The organism is Sinorhizobium sp. CCBAU 05631, from assembly GCF_002288505.1.
Lineage (GTDB): Bacteria > Pseudomonadota > Alphaproteobacteria > Rhizobiales > Rhizobiaceae > Sinorhizobium > Sinorhizobium fredii_C.
In genome coordinates this window covers 1,163,004-1,180,830 of record NZ_CP023063.1, presented here as the reverse complement: position 1 = coordinate 1,180,830, position 17,827 = coordinate 1,163,004, and the positions used below count along the sequence as shown (strand labels likewise).

Annotated in this window: 17 protein-coding genes; 4 read left to right on the top strand and 13 right to left on the bottom strand. The window is 63.4% G+C overall.

Annotated elements, in window-relative coordinates:
• From SS05631_RS05740 to SS05631_RS05700, 9 genes are all read right to left on the bottom strand, one after another.
• Positions 1-642, bottom strand: coding sequence for an SGNH/GDSL hydrolase family protein (locus SS05631_RS05740; RefSeq protein ID WP_037423135.1), 642 nt, complete (start codon positions 640-642; stop codon positions 1-3).
• Between the two features lie 112 nt (positions 643-754).
• Positions 755-2,101 carry a pyruvate dehydrogenase complex dihydrolipoamide acetyltransferase gene (locus SS05631_RS05735; protein ID WP_037423137.1) on the bottom strand — a complete coding sequence of 449 codons (1,347 nt, stop codon included), beginning with the start codon at positions 2,099-2,101 and terminating at the stop codon, positions 755-757.
• 14 nt (positions 2,102-2,115) lie between these two features.
• On the bottom strand, positions 2,116-3,483 hold the full coding sequence (locus tag SS05631_RS05730) for a pyruvate dehydrogenase complex E1 component subunit beta (protein ID WP_037423141.1): 1,368 nt from the start codon (positions 3,481-3,483) through the stop codon (positions 2,116-2,118).
• A gap of 17 nt (positions 3,484-3,500) precedes the next feature.
• The gene (gene pdhA / locus SS05631_RS05725; RefSeq protein ID WP_037423144.1) at positions 3,501-4,547 is read right to left on the bottom strand and encodes a pyruvate dehydrogenase (acetyl-transferring) E1 component subunit alpha; all 1,047 of its coding nucleotides are present in this window, start codon (positions 4,545-4,547) and stop codon (positions 3,501-3,503) included.
• A 137-nt stretch (positions 4,548-4,684) separates the two neighbouring features.
• Positions 4,685-5,005 carry a septum formation initiator family protein gene (locus SS05631_RS05720; protein WP_026187443.1) on the bottom strand — a complete coding sequence of 107 codons (321 nt, stop codon included), beginning with the start codon at positions 5,003-5,005 and terminating at the stop codon, positions 4,685-4,687.
• A gap of 289 nt (positions 5,006-5,294) precedes the next feature.
• Positions 5,295-6,569 carry a phosphopyruvate hydratase gene (gene eno / locus SS05631_RS05715; RefSeq protein ID WP_037423149.1) on the bottom strand — a complete coding sequence of 425 codons (1,275 nt, stop codon included), beginning with the start codon at positions 6,567-6,569 and terminating at the stop codon, positions 5,295-5,297.
• A 143-nt stretch (positions 6,570-6,712) separates the two neighbouring features.
• The gene (kdsA, locus tag SS05631_RS05710) at positions 6,713-7,555 is read right to left on the bottom strand and encodes a 3-deoxy-8-phosphooctulonate synthase (protein WP_037423260.1); all 843 of its coding nucleotides are present in this window, start codon (positions 7,553-7,555) and stop codon (positions 6,713-6,715) included.
• Positions 7,555-8,442: a VOC family protein gene (locus SS05631_RS05705; RefSeq protein WP_037423152.1), complete on the bottom strand. Its 888-nt coding sequence runs from the start codon at positions 8,440-8,442 to the stop codon at positions 7,555-7,557. Before SS05631_RS05705 ends, kdsA begins: the two co-directional genes overlap by 1 nt.
• Positions 8,443-8,614: 172 nt before the next feature.
• Positions 8,615-10,252 carry a CTP synthase gene (locus tag SS05631_RS05700; RefSeq protein WP_162109154.1) on the bottom strand — a complete coding sequence of 546 codons (1,638 nt, stop codon included), beginning with the start codon at positions 10,250-10,252 and terminating at the stop codon, positions 8,615-8,617.
• On the opposite strand from SS05631_RS05700, the gene SS05631_RS31310 reads away from it, so the two are divergent.
• Positions 10,224-10,382: a hypothetical protein gene (locus tag SS05631_RS31310; protein WP_162109152.1), complete on the top strand. Its 159-nt coding sequence runs from the start codon at positions 10,224-10,226 to the stop codon at positions 10,380-10,382. The two genes, SS05631_RS05700 and SS05631_RS31310, sit on opposite strands and share 29 nt — an antisense overlap.
• A gap of 9 nt (positions 10,383-10,391) precedes the next feature.
• Here SS05631_RS31310 and secG read toward each other — a convergent pair whose 3' ends face one another.
• Both secG and tpiA read right to left on the bottom strand, forming a co-directional pair.
• A complete protein-coding gene (secG, locus tag SS05631_RS05695; RefSeq protein ID WP_037423158.1) occupies positions 10,392-10,865 on the bottom strand; it encodes a preprotein translocase subunit SecG in 474 nt (157 codons plus the stop codon).
• Positions 10,866-10,998: 133 nt separating this feature from the next.
• Positions 10,999-11,769: a triose-phosphate isomerase gene (gene tpiA, locus SS05631_RS05690; RefSeq protein ID WP_037423160.1), complete on the bottom strand. Its 771-nt coding sequence runs from the start codon at positions 11,767-11,769 to the stop codon at positions 10,999-11,001.
• 214 nt (positions 11,770-11,983) lie between these two features.
• On the opposite strand from tpiA, the gene SS05631_RS05685 reads away from it, so the two are divergent.
• Together SS05631_RS05685 and SS05631_RS05680 are read left to right on the top strand one after the other, a co-directional pair.
• Complete coding sequence (locus SS05631_RS05685; protein WP_037423162.1) at positions 11,984-12,610, top strand: cytochrome b; 627 nt, start codon at positions 11,984-11,986, stop codon at positions 12,608-12,610.
• Positions 12,607-13,191, top strand: a complete 585-nt coding sequence (locus tag SS05631_RS05680; protein ID WP_037423164.1) for a YceI family protein — start codon at positions 12,607-12,609, stop codon at positions 13,189-13,191. Before SS05631_RS05685 ends, SS05631_RS05680 begins: the two co-directional genes overlap by 4 nt.
• 6 nt (positions 13,192-13,197) lie before the next feature.
• Here SS05631_RS05680 and SS05631_RS05675 read toward each other — a convergent pair whose 3' ends face one another.
• A complete protein-coding gene (locus SS05631_RS05675; protein WP_050988326.1) occupies positions 13,198-14,514 on the bottom strand; it encodes an FAD-binding oxidoreductase in 1,317 nt (438 codons plus the stop codon).
• A 33-nt stretch (positions 14,515-14,547) separates the two neighbouring features.
• The gene (locus SS05631_RS05670) at positions 14,548-15,468 is read right to left on the bottom strand and encodes an alpha/beta fold hydrolase (protein ID WP_083854203.1); all 921 of its coding nucleotides are present in this window, start codon (positions 15,466-15,468) and stop codon (positions 14,548-14,550) included.
• Positions 15,469-15,666: 198 nt separating this feature from the next.
• Between SS05631_RS05670 and parE the strand changes: the two genes are divergently transcribed.
• Positions 15,667-17,730, top strand: coding sequence for a DNA topoisomerase IV subunit B (gene parE / locus SS05631_RS05665; protein ID WP_037423167.1), 2,064 nt, complete (start codon positions 15,667-15,669; stop codon positions 17,728-17,730).
• Positions 17,731-17,827 lie beyond the last annotated feature (97 nt).

Here is a 17,827-nt window from a genome sequence, read left to right as displayed (position 1 = left end):
TCAAAGCCCGAGCAACATCCGGACGACCGGCTCCACGCCGCGGCCGATCGCACGGGTATTCTCGGCGTCGAGATGAACCCCATCGAGCGGCGTCGTCCGAGCGACCGAGCCGGCGTCGAAGAAGCCGCAATCGAGTTCGTCGGCGAGATCGCGATAGAGCGAGGCCAGCATCGCCGACTGCTCGACGCCGCCGGCAAACATCGCCGCGAAGTCGCTGTCGGCGGTTTCGCAAAGCGGTGGCGGCGAGACGATCAGGATATCCGGGCCCTCCTCCGTCTCCGTCGGCCAGTCATGCTTGCGAACCAGATTGACCAGGCGCTCGACACCCTTGACGGCGCCGAAGGCGGTGCCGTGAATGATTGGCTTCATGTCGTTCGAACCGAGCATGAAGACGACAAGATCGAGCGGTGCGTGGCTGTGCAGCACGGTCGGAAGGACACGCGCGCCGTTACGGTCGCAATCGGCGAGATGATCGTCATAGGCTGTGGTGCGGCCGTTCAGCCCCTCGGCGATGACGTTGACGCCGGAACCCAGCGCCTTCTGCAGCACGCTCGGCCAACGATCCTCCAGCGCATGCCGACCCGGACCCTCCGCATCATAGCCCCAGGTCAGACTGTCACCATAGCAAAGGACTGTCTTCATCTGCCTACTCGCATGTGATGCATGTCGCCCAAAAGTGTGCAGCGGTTGAGGCAATGACACGCACAAGACGTCAGGAAAGGAAGGACCGGCGGAAGCGCCGGTCCGGATCGCATCAGACGAGCATGCCCATCGGGTTTTCGATGTAGCGCTTGAAGGCGCCGAGCAGTTCGGCACCAAGAGCGCCATCGACGCAGCGATGGTCGGTCGAGAGCGTGACGGTCATCATGTTGGCGACGACCATCTCCTTGTTCTTGACGATCACCCGCTCCTCGCCGGCGCCGACCGCGAGGATCGTCGCGTGCGGCGGGTTGACGACGGCTGCGAAGTCCTTGACGCCCATCATGCCCATGTTGGAGACGGCGGTCGTACCGCCCTGATATTCTTCCGGCTTCAGCTTGCGCTCTTTCGCGCGCTTGCCGAGATCCTTCATCTCGTTGGAGATGGCCGAAAGGCTCTTCAACTCTGCCTGGCGGACGATCGGCGTAATCAGGCCGCCCGGAATGGACACGGCAACGCCCACATCGGCGTGCTTGTGCTTGACCATGTTCGTATCGGTCCAGGAAACGTTCGCATCCGGAACGTCGCGCAGCGCCAGCGCCAGTGCCTTGATCACCATGTCGTTGACCGAGAGCTTGTAGACTGGCTTGCCATCCTTCTCCGGTGCTGCCGCGTTAAGCTGGGCACGCAGTGCCAAGAGAGCATCGAGCTGGCAATCGAGGGAAACGTAGAAGTGCGGGATCGTCTGCTTCGATTCCTGCAGGCGCTTGGCAATCGTCTTGCGCATGCCGTCATGCGGGACGAGCTCGTAGGAGCCCGGCTCGAAGAGCTTGAGGACGGCGTCTTCCGAGATGCCCTTGGCAAGCGGTGCCGCGGCCGGCGCTTGCCCGGCTGCCGGCGCCGCGGCCGGCTTGGCGGTGCCGCCGGAAACTGCGGTTTCGACATCCTTCTTGACGACGCGGCCATAGGGACCGGAACCGGCAATGGCCGAGAGATCGATGCCCGCTTCCTTGGCGAGGCGGCGGGCGAGCGGCGACGAGAAGACGCGCTTTGCATCACCGGCCGCCGGTGCCGGCGCAGTCGATGCGGCCGGAGCCGCAGGCGCTGCGGCCGGCGCCGGTGCAGCGGCAGGTGCTGCCGGAGCCGGTGCTTCCGCCTTGGCGGCGGAGGCCGGCGCGGCCGCGCCATTACCGCCCTTGGCCGCCGTTGCGACATCCTCGCCGTCCGCGGCCAGAACCGCGATCAACGCATTGACCTTGACGCCTTCGGTGCCGGCCGGAACGACGATCTTGGCGACGGTGCCTTCATCGACGGCTTCGACTTCCATGGTCGCCTTGTCGGTCTCGATCTCGGCGATGACGTCGCCGGACTTGACCTTGTCGCCTTCCTTGACGAGCCACTTGGCGAGATTGCCTTCTTCCATTGTCGGAGAGAGGGCAGGCATTGTGATGTTGATTGGCATCGAACGTCCCTCTCTTATTTGTAGCAGACGGCTTTCACCGCATCGACGACCTCGGCGACGTTTGGCAGAGCAAGCTTCTCCAGGTTGGCCGCGTAAGGCATCGGCACGTCCTTGCCGGCGATCGTCAGGATTGGCGCATCGAGATAGTCGAACGCCTGCTGCATGACGCGGGTGGCGATCTCGGTGCCGACGGAGGACTGCGGGTAGCCTTCCTCGACGGTGACGAGGCGACCGGTCTTCTTGACCGATTCGATGACCGTCGGCAGGTCCATCGGGCGGATGGTCCGAAGGTCGATGACTTCGACATCGATGCCCTGCGCCTCGAGCTCGGCGGCGGCCTTGACCGCATAGGTCATGCCGATGCCGAAGGAGACGATCGTCGCGTCCTTGCCGACGCGGTGAATGCGAGCCTTGCCGATCGGCAGAACGAAATCTTCGAGCTTCGGTACTTCGAAGGACTGGCCGTAGAGGATTTCGTTTTCGAGGAAGATCACCGGGTTCGGGTCGCGGATCGCGGCCTTGAGCAGGCCCTTCGCATCCGCCGCCGTATAGGGCATGACGACCTTCAGGCCCGGAATATGGCTGTACCAGGCGGCATAGCACTGCGAGTGCTGCGCGGCCACGCGGGCTGCCGCACCGCTCGGGCCGCGGAAGACGATCGGCGCGCCCATCTGGCCGCCGGACATGTAGAGCGTCTTGGCGGCCGAGTTGATGATGTGGTCGATCGCCTGCATGGCGAAGTTGAAGGTCATAAACTCGACGATCGGACGCAGGCCGGTCATCGCCGCACCGACGCCGATGCCGGCAAAACCATGTTCGGTGATCGGCGTATCGACGACCCGGCGGGGGCCGAATTCCTGCAGCAACCCTTGCGTGATCTTGTAGGCGCCCTGGTATTCGGCAACCTCCTCGCCCATGACGAAGACGTCGTCATTGGCGCGCATTTCCTCCGCCATTGCATCGCGCAGCGCTTCGCGGACGGTGATCGTCACCATCTCGGTGCCGGCCGGAATGGCGGGATCGGACGGGACTTCCGCCTTCGGCTGGGCCGCTACGGGCGCCGCGGCCGGCGCCGGAGCTTCTGCCGCTGCCGGCTTCGGCGCTTCCGTCTTGCCGCTGGCAATATCGCCGGCGCCCTCGCCGTCCTGAAGCAGCACGGCGATCGGCGTATTGACCTTCACGCCTTCGGTGCCGGCGGCGATCAAGAGCTTGCCGATCGTGCCTTCGTCGACGGCTTCGACTTCCATCGTCGCCTTGTCGGTTTCGATCTCGGCGATGACGTCACCGGAGGCAACCTTGTCGCCCTCGTTCTTCAGCCACTTGGAGAGCGTGCCTTCCTCCATCGTCGGGGAAAGGGCAGGCATAAGAATTTCTACTGGCATATTCGTCCCTCCCCGGATCAAAGCAGGATGTCGGTATAGAGCTCGGACACATCCGGCTCCGGATCAGACTGGGCAAAATCCGCGCTGTCCGCAACGATGTCGCGAACCTCCTTGTCGATCTGCTTCAGTTCGTCCTCGCTCGCCCAGCCCTTTTCGACAAGGCGGGCCTTCACCTGCTCGATCGGATCATGCTCCGAGCGCATCTTCTGCACTTCGTCCTTCGAGCGGTATTTCGCCGGGTCGGACATGGAGTGGCCGCGGTAGCGGTAGGTCAGCATTTCGAGGATGATCGGCCCCTTGCCGGAGCGGCAATGTTCGACAGCGTCGTCGGCTGCCGCCTTGACCGCGCGCACGTCCATGCCGTCGACCTGATAGCCCGGGATGCCGAATGAAGCGCCGCGCTGCGAGAAATCGGTCTGTGCCGAGGCGCGCGACACGGAGGTGCCCATCGCATAGCGATTGTTCTCGACGATGTAGATCACCGGCAGCTTCCAGAGCGCTGCCATATTGAAGCTTTCGTAGACCTGGCCCTGGTTGGCGGCGCCGTCACCGAAATAGGCGAGGCTGACATTGTCGTTGCCGCGATACCGATTGGCGAAGGCAAGGCCGGTGCCGAGCGATACCTGCGCGCCGACGATGCCGTGGCCGCCGTAGAAGTGCTTCTCCTTGGAGAACATGTGCATCGAGCCGCCCTTCCCCTTGGAAAGACCGCCGCGGCGACCGGTAAGCTCGGCCATCACGCCGCGGGCGCTCATGCCGCAGGCGAGCATATGGCCGTGATCGCGGTAACCGGTGATGACCTGGTCGCCCTCTTTCAGCGCCAGCTGCATGCCGACGACGACGGCTTCCTGGCCGATATAAAGGTGACAGAAGCCGCCGATGAAGCCCATGCCGTAAAGCTGGCCGGCCTTCTCCTCGAAACGCCGGATCAGCAGCATTTCGCGATAGGCCTTCAGTTCATCTTCCTTGGAGAATTCGGCGATCGTGCCGCTGGTGAAGTCCTTCTTGGCCGGCTTGGCGGCGGCCTTGCGGCTGGAGACGGACGCGGTTTTTCGCGGAGCCATTCATTCCTCCCAATGGTTAGCCTTTGGTGGGCTACCATAGGCAAAGAAGCGCGCCGCAGCAATGCCATATTTGCATGGCTATCATTCAAGGCAAATCGCTGAATTTAAACGTTTATTTGTGATTAACCGAATTTCAGTTAATTCGCTGAGCGATGAAAAATGACAATCTCGTCGCTACGCGACATATTGAGCGCGAGGCGAGCCTTCTCATCCAGCATGTCTCTTTCCAACGAACCGTCACTCATCAGCTCGACCTCCTTTTCCAGGATTTGCCGCCTTTGAGTGAGCTCGTCGAGCCGTGCCTGCCGCTCGGCGATCTGGCGGTCGAACTCCTCCGTCGCCCTTAAGCCGTAACCGCCATGGATCGAATGATAGCCGAAGTAGGAAAGAAAGGCGACTGCGATCACCGGCACTACCAGCCGCCCCAGTCTCCGCTTCTTGTGATGCCGTGTCCACATCGTCGATGCCCTGCTACGCAATACCAAGGCAGACTAGCGCCGATTGATTAACCGACCGTTGACCATGAATGGCAGGGAAAAGGAAACCCGCCGGCCGTGGGCAGGCGGGTTTGGAATATTGCGGGTTGTCGGCAGGCATTTTGGCTTAATTTGCCCCTCACCTCAGTCCCCTCTCCCGCACGCGGGGAGAGGGGACTGAGGTGGCACCCGCGAGTCCCTTCTCCCCGCGAGCGGGGAGAAGGTGCCGCTAGGCGGATGAGGGGCAGCCGCTGCGCCGCTTAGCCAATAATCACCCCCGCAGGATCGACCGACCCGCATAGGCCGCCTGCAGGCCGAGCTGTTCCTCGATGCGGATCAGCTGATTGTACTTGGCAAGCCGGTCGGAACGGGCGAGCGAACCGGTCTTGATCTGACCGCAATTGGTGGCAACCGCCAGATCGGCGATCGTCGAATCCTCGGTTTCGCCGGAACGGTGCGACATGACGGCGGTGTAGCGGGCCTTGTGGGCCGTCTCGACGGCATCGAGCGTCTCGGAAAGCGAGCCTATCTGGTTGACCTTGACGAGGATCGAGTTGGCGACGCCCATCTTGATGCCGTCGCGCAGCCGCGCGGAGTTGGTGACGAAGAGGTCGTCGCCGACGAGCTGGCACTTGTTGCCGATGAGGTCGGTCAGCGCCTTCCAGCCGTCCCAGTCGTCTTCGGCCATGCCGTCCTCGATCGAGATGATCGGATACTTGGCGGCAAGCTCTGCGAGGTATTCGGCCATGGCACCCGGCTCCAGCGTCCGGCCCTCGCCTTCGAGCACGTATTTGCCGTCCTTGAAGAACTCCGTCGAGGCGCAGTCGAGCGCGACATACATGTCCTCACCCGGCTTGTAGCCGGCCTTCTCGATCGACTTCATGATGAAGTCGAGGGCCGCAGGCGCGGAAGCCAAGCCCGGCGCGAAGCCGCCTTCGTCACCGACATTGGTGTTATGGCCTTCGGCAGCGAGCTGCTTCTTCAGCGTGTGGAAGACTTCCGAACCCATGCGGACGGCATCCTTCAGCGTTTCGGCGCCCACCGGCATGATCATGAATTCCTGGAAGTCGATCGGGTTGTCGGCATGCGCGCCGCCGTTGATGATGTTCATCATCGGCACCGGCAGGAGATGTGCGTTCGGGCCGCCGACGTAACGGTAGAGCGGCAGGCCGGCCGCTTCCGCCGCAGCCTTGGCGACGGCGAGCGACACGCCGAGAATGGCGTTGGCGCCGAGGCGCGACTTGTTCGACGTGCCGTCGAGCTCGATCATCGTCTTGTCGATCTGGATCTGGTTCTCGGCATCGAGACCGCCGATCGCCTCGAAGATCTCGCCGTTGACGGCGTCGACGGCTCGCTCTACGCCCTTGCCGAGATAGCGGGTGCCGCCGTCGCGCAGCTCAACCGCTTCATGCGCGCCGGTCGAAGCGCCCGAGGGAACGGCGGCGCGGCCGAAGCTGCCGTCCTCGAGATGAACATCGACCTCGACGGTCGGGTTGCCGCGGCTGTCGAGGATCTCTCGGCCGATGATGTCGATGATCGCAGTCATGATCTCTTCCCTGCTTGTGGACGTTGGTGATGGTCGGCCTGTCTTAATGGATGGCCCTGAAATTACAATGGCGCTGGGCGCCGGGAGCACGGGGTGCCGTCGTGCGTCATGAAAATTTCACGCGCGGCGCGGCACCTGCTCATTCAAGTCTTGGCGATGGAATCGAAGGCGAGCAGTTTCTCGAGGAGCCGCGGCATGTCCTTGAGCGGCACCATGTTCGGGCCGTCGGAGGGAGCGTTATCCGGATCCTCATGCGTCTCGATGAAGACGCCGGCAACGCCGACGGCAACGGCGGCGCGTGCCAGGGTCTCGACGAACTCCCGCTGGCCGCCTGAGGAGCCGCCCTGCCCACCGGGCTGCTGCACCGAATGGGTGGCGTCGAACACGACCGGGGCCCCGAGCGCCGCCATGATCGGCAGCGAGCGCATGTCGGAAACGAGCGTGTTGTAGCCGAAGGATGCGCCGCGCTCGCAGAGAAGGACGTTCGGGTTGCCGCTCATCGTGAATTTGGCGAGCACGTTCTTCATGTCCCAGGGCGCCAGGAACTGGCCCTTCTTGACGTTGATGGCGCGCCCGGTCTTGGCGGCCGCTACGAGAAGATCGGTCTGGCGCGACAAGAAGGCCGGGATCTGCAGAATGTCGACGGTCTCGGCGACCGCGGCGCACTGCTCTTCCGTGTGGATGTCGGTCAGCACCGGGAAGCCGAATTCACGCTTGAGGTCGGCAAAGATTTCCATCGCCTTTTCAATGCCGATGCCGCGCTTGCCGGAGAGCGAGGTGCGGTTCGCCTTGTCGAAGGACGACTTGTAGACGAGGCCGAGACCGAGCGACTTGCAGAGTTCGACCAGCCTGCCGGCGATCATGAAGGCATGCTCGCGGCTTTCCATCTGACAGGGGCCGGCGATCAGCGTCAGCCGCTCCTGTTGGGAGAACACCACCTGGCCGGCACCCTCGCCGACGACGACCCTTGCATTCGTTTCCATCATCATACTCCAAATGCGAAAATCACCCCCTGCCCCGGCGCTTCCGGGACAACGAGGCGTCCGCCCATTTCTGAAAATTCAATGTCGTTCTGCGCAAACAGCGCGCGCGTCGCTTCGAGATCGGCGACGCGGAACACCACGGCACGGCCGCGCAAGCCGCGGTCGGTCGCACTGACGGAGCGGCCATAGAAGGCCTCCATCCCTGCAGGGTTCAAGACCGACAGTTTGACGCTGCCGGCCTGGATGTCCATGCCGAAGGAATGGGCCGAGACCTCGCGCTCGTCGACCGCTTCCTGCAGCAGATATTGGAAATCCGTCGGATTGGGTTCGGAAAGAACAACCTCGCCGATGCCGGTCACGCCGTTCTCGTGATTGGTGAGCGCGCCGTCGACAGGCAGGGCGCGGATCCGCTGGCAACTGAACAGGAAGAAGTCGGGCGCGCGCAGGTCGGCGGCAAATGCCAGGCGGAAGGAGCCGAGCGCCTCGCGTCCGTCCGGCAGGCGCATGGGCCGCGAGAATTCCAGCATCTCGCCGCCGGAGATGCCGCAGGACCGATAGCGGATGTGGTCGGTGGCGGCATCGGGCGTCCCGAGCACGACCGCCGAGAGACCCTCGGGCCCTTGCCGGAAACGGAACGCCTGATCGCGCGCCACAAAGGCGTTGCCTCCAAGCGCGGCGGCCTCGCACTCTTCACGCGAGGCGATGGCGAGCGGCTCGATGTATGTATCGCCGGGGAAGAAGACACAGGCGTTCTCGGTGCCGAAGGGATGGCGCGCATCTCCTGCCACGGTGAAGCCGAGATCGCCGAGGCGCCGCCTCGCCTGCCCGAGTTCCGCCACCGGCAGCACGAGATGATCGAGCGGGCGGGCGGTGCGGGTAGGCAGGTTCATGGCGATTTCCCTGGTGACCGGTTTGCCGCTGTTTGCAACTTTTGACCGATGATTGCAAGCGGCAGCGGGACAGGCGTCGGATGCAGCCACCTCACGCAAGCATGCGAGGCGCCAATAGGCGCACGGCCGGCCTTGGGGACCGGCCGCGAAATCGGGACATGCGGGGTGAAGGCTACACTAGCCGCGACTGTTCGAGCGCTGCCTCGATGAAGCTCGCAAACAGAGGATGCGGATCAAGTGGCCGGGACTTCAGCTCCGGATGGTACTGAACGCCGATGAACCAGGGATGATCCGGATATTCTACCGTCTCCGGCAGCACGCCGTCCGGTGACATGCCGGAGAACACGAGGCCGCAGGATTCCAGTCGCTCCTTGTAGTCGACATTGACCTCGTAGCGATGGCGATGGCGCTCGGAGATATCCGGAGATCCATAGATCCCGGCGATCTTCGTATCGGGCTTGAGGGCTGCACGGTAGGCACCGAGGCGCATGGTGCCGCCGAGATCGCCGGAGGCCGAGCGCTTCTCGAGCGCGTTGCCCTTCACCCATTCGGTCATCAGACCGACGACTGGCTCCTTGGTGGGGCCGAATTCGGTCGAGGATGCCTTGTCGATGCCGGCGAGATTGCGGGCGGCCTCGACCACGGCCATCTGCATGCCGAAGCAGATGCCGAAATAGGGCACCTTACGTTCGCGGGCAAAGCGCGCCGCGTTGATCTTGCCCTCCGAACCGCGTTCGCCGAAGCCGCCGGGAACCAGAATGCCGTGGACCTTCTCGAGATAGGGCGCCGGATCCTCCTTCTCGAAGACCTCGGACTCGATCCATTCGAGCTTGACCTTGACGCGATTGGCGATGCCGCCGTGATAGAGCGCCTCGATCAGCGACTTATAGGCATCCTTAAGGCCGGTATATTTGCCGACGATCGCGATCGTCACTTCGCCTTCCGGCGTGCGGATCCGGTGCGCCACATTCTCCCAGGCTTCCATGCGCGGCTTCGGCGCCGGCTCGATGCCGAAGGCGGCGAGCACTTCGTTGTCGAGGCCTTCCTTATGATAGGCGATCGGCACGTCGTAGATCGACGCCACGTCGAGCGCCTGGATGACTGCCGATTGCCGCACATTGCAGAAGAGCGACAGCTTGCGGCGCTCCGCTTCCGGGATCTCCCGATCGGCGCGAACGAGCAGAATGTCGGGGTGGATACCGAGCGCCTGCAACTCCTTGACCGAGTGCTGGGTCGGCTTGGTCTTGAGCTCGCCCGCCGCCGGAATATAGGGCATCAGCGTCAGGTGGACATAGACGGCGGTGCCGCGCGGCAGGTCGTTGCCGAGCTGGCGGATCGCCTCCATGAAGGGCATTGCCTCGATGTCGCCGACGGTGCCGCCGATTTCGCAGATGACAAAGTCGTAGTCTTCGTTGCCTTCGGTGACGAAGTTCTTGATCTCGTTGGTGACGTGCGGGATCACCTGAACCGTCGCCCCGAGATAGTCGCCGCGCCGTTCCTTGTCGATGATGTTCTTATAGATCCGGCCCGTGGTGATGTTGTCGGTCTTCGTCGCCGAGCGGCCGGTGAAACGCTCGTAGTGGCCGAGATCGAGGTCGGTTTCAGCCCCATCGTCGGTGACGAACACCTCGCCATGCTGCGTCGGGCTCATCGTGCCGGGATCGACATTGAGATACGGGTCGAGCTTGCGCAGCCTCACGCGGTAGCCACGCGCCTGCAGCAGCGCTCCGAGAGCGGCCGCAGCGATGCCTTTTCCGAGGGAGGAGACCACGCCGCCAGTGATGAATACATATCGCGCCATGGGAGTCACCGGATACCTTTTCACAAACGATTCCGCCACCGAAAAAATTCGTCTTCCCGAATTTTTCCGTTTCTCGGTGCGGCAGATTTCACACAAAACAAAACCGGCGGATGAAACATCCGCCGGCGGGTTCTTCTGAACTTCGGCCTTACTGGCCGCTCGGAACTTGCGATCCGGTATTGCCGTTGGCGCCGGGGGCCGGAGCCGGGGCGGCCGGCTGAGCAGCCGGAGTGGCGGGCTGGGCCGCGCCTTCTGCCGGAACCGCGTTGTTGGCGCCATTGCCGTTCGCCGGAGCCCCAGTGTTGCCGCCGGCTGGCGCCGTCTGGCCGCCGCCGAGCGAATCCAGCACGCCGCCGCTCGAGCTCGTGCCCGGAATACGCTCGAGAATATCGGTCGCCTGCGGCTCGTAGCGCGCGAGGATGCCCATCGCCAGCGCCAGAGCGAAGAACAGGAAGGCGAGGACCGCAGTCGTGCGGGTCAGCGCATTGGCCGTGCCGCGGGCGGACATGAAGCCCGAACCGCCGCCTATGCCGAGACCGCCACCTTCGGAGCGCTGAATGAGGACGACGCCGATCAGGGCGACGACGACCATGAGATAAACGACGAGGAGTACGGTCTGCATCAGCTTCCAGTCCTGCCCTCTTCGGGGCATTCGAATCGAACGATCGCGGCCACATCAGGGGCCGCGCCAAATTTCGCGCCTCTTTATACCAAGCCGCCGGCTATTCCAAGCCCCTGCCCGCCGTACGCGGCGGTCAGGCAGTCAATTCTTCATAGGCCCCGTAGATGGCGAGGAAGTCTTCCGCTTTCAAGCTGGCGCCGCCGATCAGCGCACCGTCGACATTGGCGACGCCCATCAATTCCTTGGCATTGGAAGGCTTGACGGAGCCGCCATAGAGGATGCGCATTTTGCCGCCCTCTGAACCGAAGCGGGAGACAAGCTCGGCACGCATGAAGGCATGCGCCTCTTCCACGTCTCCGACGGTCGGCGTCAAACCGGTGCCGATCGCCCAGACCGGCTCATAGGCGATCACCGTGCTCTCCGCCGTCGCGCCATCCGGCAGGCTGCCGGCGAGCTGGCGCTTCAGGACGTCGAGCGTCTTGCCGCCTTTGCGTTCCTCTCCCGTCTCGCCAATGCAGACGATGGCGACGAGGCCCGCCGCATGCGCGGCTTCGGTCTTCGCCCTTACCAGTGCGTCGGTTTCGGCGTGATCGGTGCGGCGTTCGGAATGACCGACGATCACATGGGTGCCGAAGCAGTCGGCGATCATCTCGGCAGAAACATCGCCGGTGTGGGCGCCCGATTGCTTCTGGTGGCAGTTCTGCGCGCCGATCATCAGCGGGCTGTCGTCGCAAAGCGCAGTCGCAACGTAAAGCAGCGTCGCCGGCGGGCAGATCAACGTCTCGACCCTGGCGGAAAGCTCGCCCTTGACGCCCTCGGCCATAGCCTTGATCTGGTCCAGCGATGCACGCGTACCATTCATCTTCCAGTTGCCGGCAACGAGCGGGCGAATGTCAGGCGTCATCAGTTCTTCCTCCGGGATCAAAGCCTCTCGGGCAAGCGGCCTAGCAAATCGGTTAGGCAAATGAAAGCACCTCGCCGCAGATTCCGGCGCCATCCGGCCAATAGGTGCTGCGCGTATGAACGATCCCGGAGCGAACTTTGGACTGGAGCATTTCGAATAAAACGAAGCCTTGGGGCGTCTCACGTCAACGGCAGACAGCTGGTCAAGTCACCCAATGCTGCGCAACCGCGAGAACGGCTTCGGAACGGTAACGATCGTGCTGCACTGGACGATCGCGCTGCTCATCCTCGGCCTGATGCTCGTCGGCTTCGCCATGCGGCGAATCGAGCTCGATCCGGCGCTGCAGTTCTCGCTTTACCAATGGCACAAGTCGCTCGGCTTGACTGCCTTGGGGCTCGCGCTCTTGAGAGCCCTCTGGTGGCTGGCAGAGCGGACCCCGCAGCCCGTTCCGGGCCTCCATCCGTTTGAATATACCGCGGCGCGCCAAACGCACAGGATACTGATCCTCCTTGGGGTCATCGTGCCGCTGGCCGGCTGGGCCGTCGCCTCCGCCTCGACACTGAACATGCCGAGCTTCTACTTCAACATCATCGTCATACCGCATCTACCGCTGCCGCAATCGGAAAGCGCCGAGGCGTTCTGGGCCCGCACTCACGCATTGCTCGCCTATGTCATGCTCGTTTTGGTGGCCATCCACGCTGTGGCGGCGCTCTATCATCAGTTCGTCCGAGGCGACGAGGTGTTGATCCGCATGCTGCGCTCCGCCTCCAGCAGGAGCGATGCGGGGCCAGTCCCGGGTGGAGAAACCAACAGGCCCCTTGCCGGGAGGAATGATCCATGAGCGCTCATCGCCATCTCGCCCTGACTGCAGCCTTCGCGTTGATCGCTGCTGCTCTACCGGCCAACGCACAGGCGCCGTCGCTCGCGGATGCGGCCGGAAGCTACAGCATCTCCAACTCCTCGCGCATCCATTTCAGCATCGGGCAGACGGGCGGCGGCGGAATCGCCGGCAACTTCGCAAAGTTCTCCGGCAAGTTTCGGATAGATGGCGGCAACGTCTCGCGTTCGTCGGTCGAGTTCACGCTCTTTCCGGAGAGCGTCAGGGCCAGGGAGCGCCGCATCGAGAATTTCCTGCGGTCGAGCGCGGTCTTCGACACGGCCAATTTTCAGACCGTGACCTTCCGCTCCACAAACGTCACCCAGACCGGCCCCGGTAGCGCGACGGTAGAGGGTGCACTGACGGCGCGTGGCAAGACGCGCAAGGAACGCTTCGCCGTCACCCTGATCGACTGGGACAAGCGCTCGATTTCCTTCACCATCCGCGGCAGCATCCGCCGCTCACCCTACGGCATGGACGTCGGCACCCCCATTTATTCCAACGTGGTCGAGTTCGACATGAACATTAAGGGAGTGAGGCGTTGACCGTCGTCAGCCCTTGAAAGCAAGCGCCGTGCGCCTCCAGAAATCCGAAACGATAGCCGGATCTCGCAGCGCTTCGAGTTTTTGCCAGGACGGGAAGGAGGCCTCGAAAACCGCGGGGCTCATGCGGAAATCCGCGCTCGGATTCACCGCCCCGCCGACTTCGACGGCAATGCGGTCCAAAGCGTCGAACAGTTTTACGGTCGCTTCGCCTTGATAGGCGAAGTCCAAGGTCAGTGCGAAACCCGGCCGAGGAAAGGAAAGCAAGCCTCGCCCTTCGGCGTCCCCGAAACGGTGCACCGCAGTCAGGAAGGAGGCGTGGCCGTGTTCGCGCGCGGTCTTCAAGAGGCGAAGCGTCGTCTCCTCGGCATTCTCGGCCGGATAGACGCTTTGGTGCCGACAAGGACCCAGCGGCCCGTAGAGCCGGTGCCAGGCACCGAGCCGGTCAAGCGGATGGAAATAGGACGTCCATTTTACCGTCGAGACCATTTCACCGGGCGCTTCGCTGCGAAAGCGATATTCGTTAAGGGCCTTCACCGTCAGGGAATTCAGCGGATTGAACGGCGGGGACAGGGGCAGCGAAGGCTTTGGTCCCTTGGGGATGTCCGGATATTCGCAGGATGCGTCGGCGTGATCGGCAGCCCAGAGCACGCCCCTGCCCGTCCGCCGGCCGCCGGCCATTTGATCGATCCAGGCGACGGAATATTCATGCTCTTCGCCGACACGGTCCACCAGTGCGAAATAGTCCTCGAGACATTCGAAGCGAATGGTGTGCTGTTGGACATGCGGCGAAGGCACTTTCATCAGCCGCAGTTCGGCATCGAGGATCAGTCCAGTCAGGCCCATGCCGCCGATCGTGGCGGCAAAGAGCTCGGCGTTCTCCTCGGCGGAACAGACCAGACGTTCGCCGTCCGAGCGCAGCAGCGTCAGGCGCCGGACATGATTGCCGAAGGCGCCGCGGGCATGATGGTTTTTGCCATGAACGTCATTGGCGATGGCGCCGCCGACCGTGACGAGACCCGACCCCGGTGTCACCGGCAGGAAGAAGCGATACGGTATGACCTTGACGAGAATGTCGCGCAGCGTGGCGCCGGCCTCGCAGGTCATCACCCCGGTCCCCGGATCGAAGGCGAGGATGCGGCCGTGCCTGGCGCCGTCGATCAACGTTCCTCGATCATTACGGCAGACATCGCCATAGCTCAGGCCGTTGCCGAAGGGCAGATAGGCCAGGGGCGCGCCCGTACCGAGCCGATCCTCGTAGTCGTCCGGCGAGATGGCGCCTCGGGGATGCTCCTGCAGCCAACGCCAGCTTTCAACCTTGTTCATGCGGAATTTCCATTAACGACCGCGAGCATTCGGCTAACGCTCAAGAATCCAGTTCAGCGCATCCCGCCAGTCGGTCATGCGCACCGGTGTCCCATGCGAACCGGTCTCAAACAGCACGAAGCGAGCGGGATAGTCCTTGCTCTTCAGCGAGCGATAGAGCGCAACCTGCGCCTCGGCGGCATAGACGCTGTCATTGCTGCCATGGCTGAAGAACATCGGCAGCCTTGCCTTGTAGGCGGCACTCTCCTGAAACGCTGGGTCCGCGACCCCGCCCATCACCATCATGCCGCTCAATACCGCGGTCGCCTGCTGATCGCGCGATATGCCCCAGCAGATGAAACTGCCCATGGAAGCGCAGGCCAAGACGACCGGCCGGTTGCCGGATCGCTCGGCGGCAAAGTGGATCAGCGCCGCAATATCAGCCACGCCTGCCGCATCGAAGGAGCGCACGCTTGGCGCATAATAAGTACCGCCATTGTTGACCGCCAGATTTTTCAGCCGGTTGAAATTACCGCCGAAGGAGAAGTCGTTGGCGCCGAGGCGGCGGTCGCCGCCGCGCCCGTGAATGAAGATTACCGTGAAGGCTGCCCCACGATTCCCGCCGACGCGCGTGACGTCGAGAGAACGGCTGTCGAGGTCGAGCGTCTCGTTGGCCTGGGAACTCTTGACGCCGAGCGATAAATAGGCCCGCTTGACGCGCCGCTCCGGAATCTGATCGCGACCGTTGATGTCCCTGATCTCCTGGTAGTCGATAACGCGGAAATCGCCGCCATCCTCCTCCCGCAGGATTCCGGGATAGCCGAACAATGAATCCTTGTAGGGCTGCAACGGTTTCGCCTCGGCGGCGAGGACAACGCTTGAAAGGAGCAGCGCGGCAATCAGGCACCGGACGGAGAAAACAATTGTGGACATAGACACCCGACGGGCTCCCTGGTTCGGCTCATGCCTTGCCATCGGCACCTTCGCGACGCAACACTCAAGCCGCAATTCACCGCATTGTCGGGCCTTCACATCCGCAAATTCGCCTTTTGTTCGCGCTTTCAGCAAGACTCTGGCAGAATTCCGGTGATTCGGACGCCAGGGGATGGCGACGGCGACGCGGTCTTGCTATTGCCTTGCCGATAGAGACGACAGGAACGATCTAACCACTCCATGGACGACAGCAGCGACCTCTTTTCCGCCATGCCCTTGCAGCCGAAGCCGGCCGATGCCGGCGCGCCGCGCAAGCCGACGGCGCCTGCCGCCGGCAACGATGTAGCGCGGCCCGCACCGAAGAGCAGCGATGGCAGCGATTACGACGCTTCGGCAATCGAGGTCCTCGAGGGGCTGGAACCGGTACGCCGGCGGCCGGGCATGTATATCGGCGGAACGGACGAAAAGGCACTGCACCACCTCTTCGCCGAGGTGATCGACAACTCGATGGACGAGGCGGTCGCCGGCCACGCCAACTTCATCGAAGTCAACCTCGATGCAGAAGGCTTCCTGACGGTGACCGACAACGGCCGCGGCATTCCGGTCGAAAACCACCCGAAATTCCCCAACAAGTCGACCCTCGAAGTGGTCATGACGGTGCTGCATGCCGGCGGCAAGTTCGACGGCAAGGCTTACGAGACTTCGGGCGGCCTGCATGGCGTCGGTGTTTCGGTGGTCAATGCGCTGTCGGACTCGCTCGAGGTCGAGGTGGCGCGCAACCGCAAACTCTACCGGCAGCGCTTCTCCCGCGGCATTCCGCAGGGCGGACTCGAAGAGCTCGGCGAAGTGCACAATCGCCGGGGCACCAAGGTCCGCTTCCATCCGGACCCGCAGATTTTCGGCCCGCATGCCCGCTTCGAGCCGGCGCGGCTCTTCCGCATGGCCCGCTCCAAGGCCTATCTCTTCGGCGGCGTCGAGATCCGCTGGTCCTGCGACCCATCGCTGTTGCCGGAAGGCTCGGAGACCCCGGACAGGGCAGTGTTCCACTTCCCCGGCGGTCTCAAGGACTATCTCGCGGCGACGCTCGGCAAGGAATTCACCGTCACCCGCGAGATCTTTGCCGGCAAGTCTGAAAAGGCGGGCGGCCACGGCTCGCTCGAATGGGCGGTTACCTGGTATGGCGGCGACCAGCAAATCCACTCCTACTGCAACACGATCCCGACGCCCGAAGGCGGCACGCACGAGGCGGGGCTGCGCATCGCGCTGACCAAGGGCCTGAAGAACTACGCCGAACTCACCCAGAACAAGCGGGCCGCGATCGTCACGACCGACGACGTGATGATCTCGGCAGCAGGGATGCTCTCGGTCTTCATCCGGGAGCCGGAATTCGTTGGGCAGACGAAGGACAAGCTGGCGACCGTCGAAGCCCAGCGCATCGTCGAAAATGCGCTCCGCGACCCCTTCGACCACTACCTCGCCGACAATCCGGCGGAAGCCGCAAAGCTTCTCGACTGGGTCATCGAGCGGGCCGAAGAACGCGTCCGCCGGCGCAAGGAAAAGGAAGTCAACCGCAAGACCGCGGTGCGCAAGCTGCGCCTTCCCGGCAAGCTCGCCGACTGCGCGCAGAACACGGCGGAAGGCGCAGAGCTCTTCATCGTCGAGGGTGACTCGGCCGGCGGCTCGGCCAAGCAGGCGCGCAATCGCGCCAACCAGGCGATCCTGCCCTTGCGCGGCAAGATCCTCAACGTCGCCAGCGCCGGCCGCGAGAAGCTCGGCGCCAACCAGCAGATCACCGATCTCGTCCAGGCGCTCGGGTGCGGCACGCGGTCGAAGTACCGCGAAGAGGACCTCCGCTACGAGCGCGTCATCATCATGACCGACGCGGACGTCGACGGCGCCCACATCGCCTCGCTGCTGATCACCTTCTTCTATCAGGAGATGCCGGAGCTTATCCGCAGCGGCCACCTCTATCTCGCGGTGCCGCCGCTCTACCGCTTGAGCCAGGGTTCGAAGACGCTCTATGCCCGCGACGACGCGCATCGCGAAGAACTGATGCGCACCGAATTCAACGGCCGCGGCAAGGTCGAGATCGGCCGGTTCAAGGGTTTGGGCGAGATGCTGCCGGCGCAGCTCAAGGAAACGACCATGGATCCGGCCAACCGGACCCTGCTCAAGGTCGAGATCGACGACGTCGATTTCGAGGGCACGCGCGAGGCCGTCGACAACCTGATGGGCACAAAGGCCGACGCCCGCTTCCGCTTCATCCAGGAGCGCGCCGTGTTCGCGGAGAATCTGGATATTTGAGGCGCTTGCCGGTCATTGGCGCAATGCATAGATGCCCCTCACCCTAGCCCTCTCCCCGCGCGAGGAGACTGCGCGGCATCGCCCCTTCTCCCCGTCA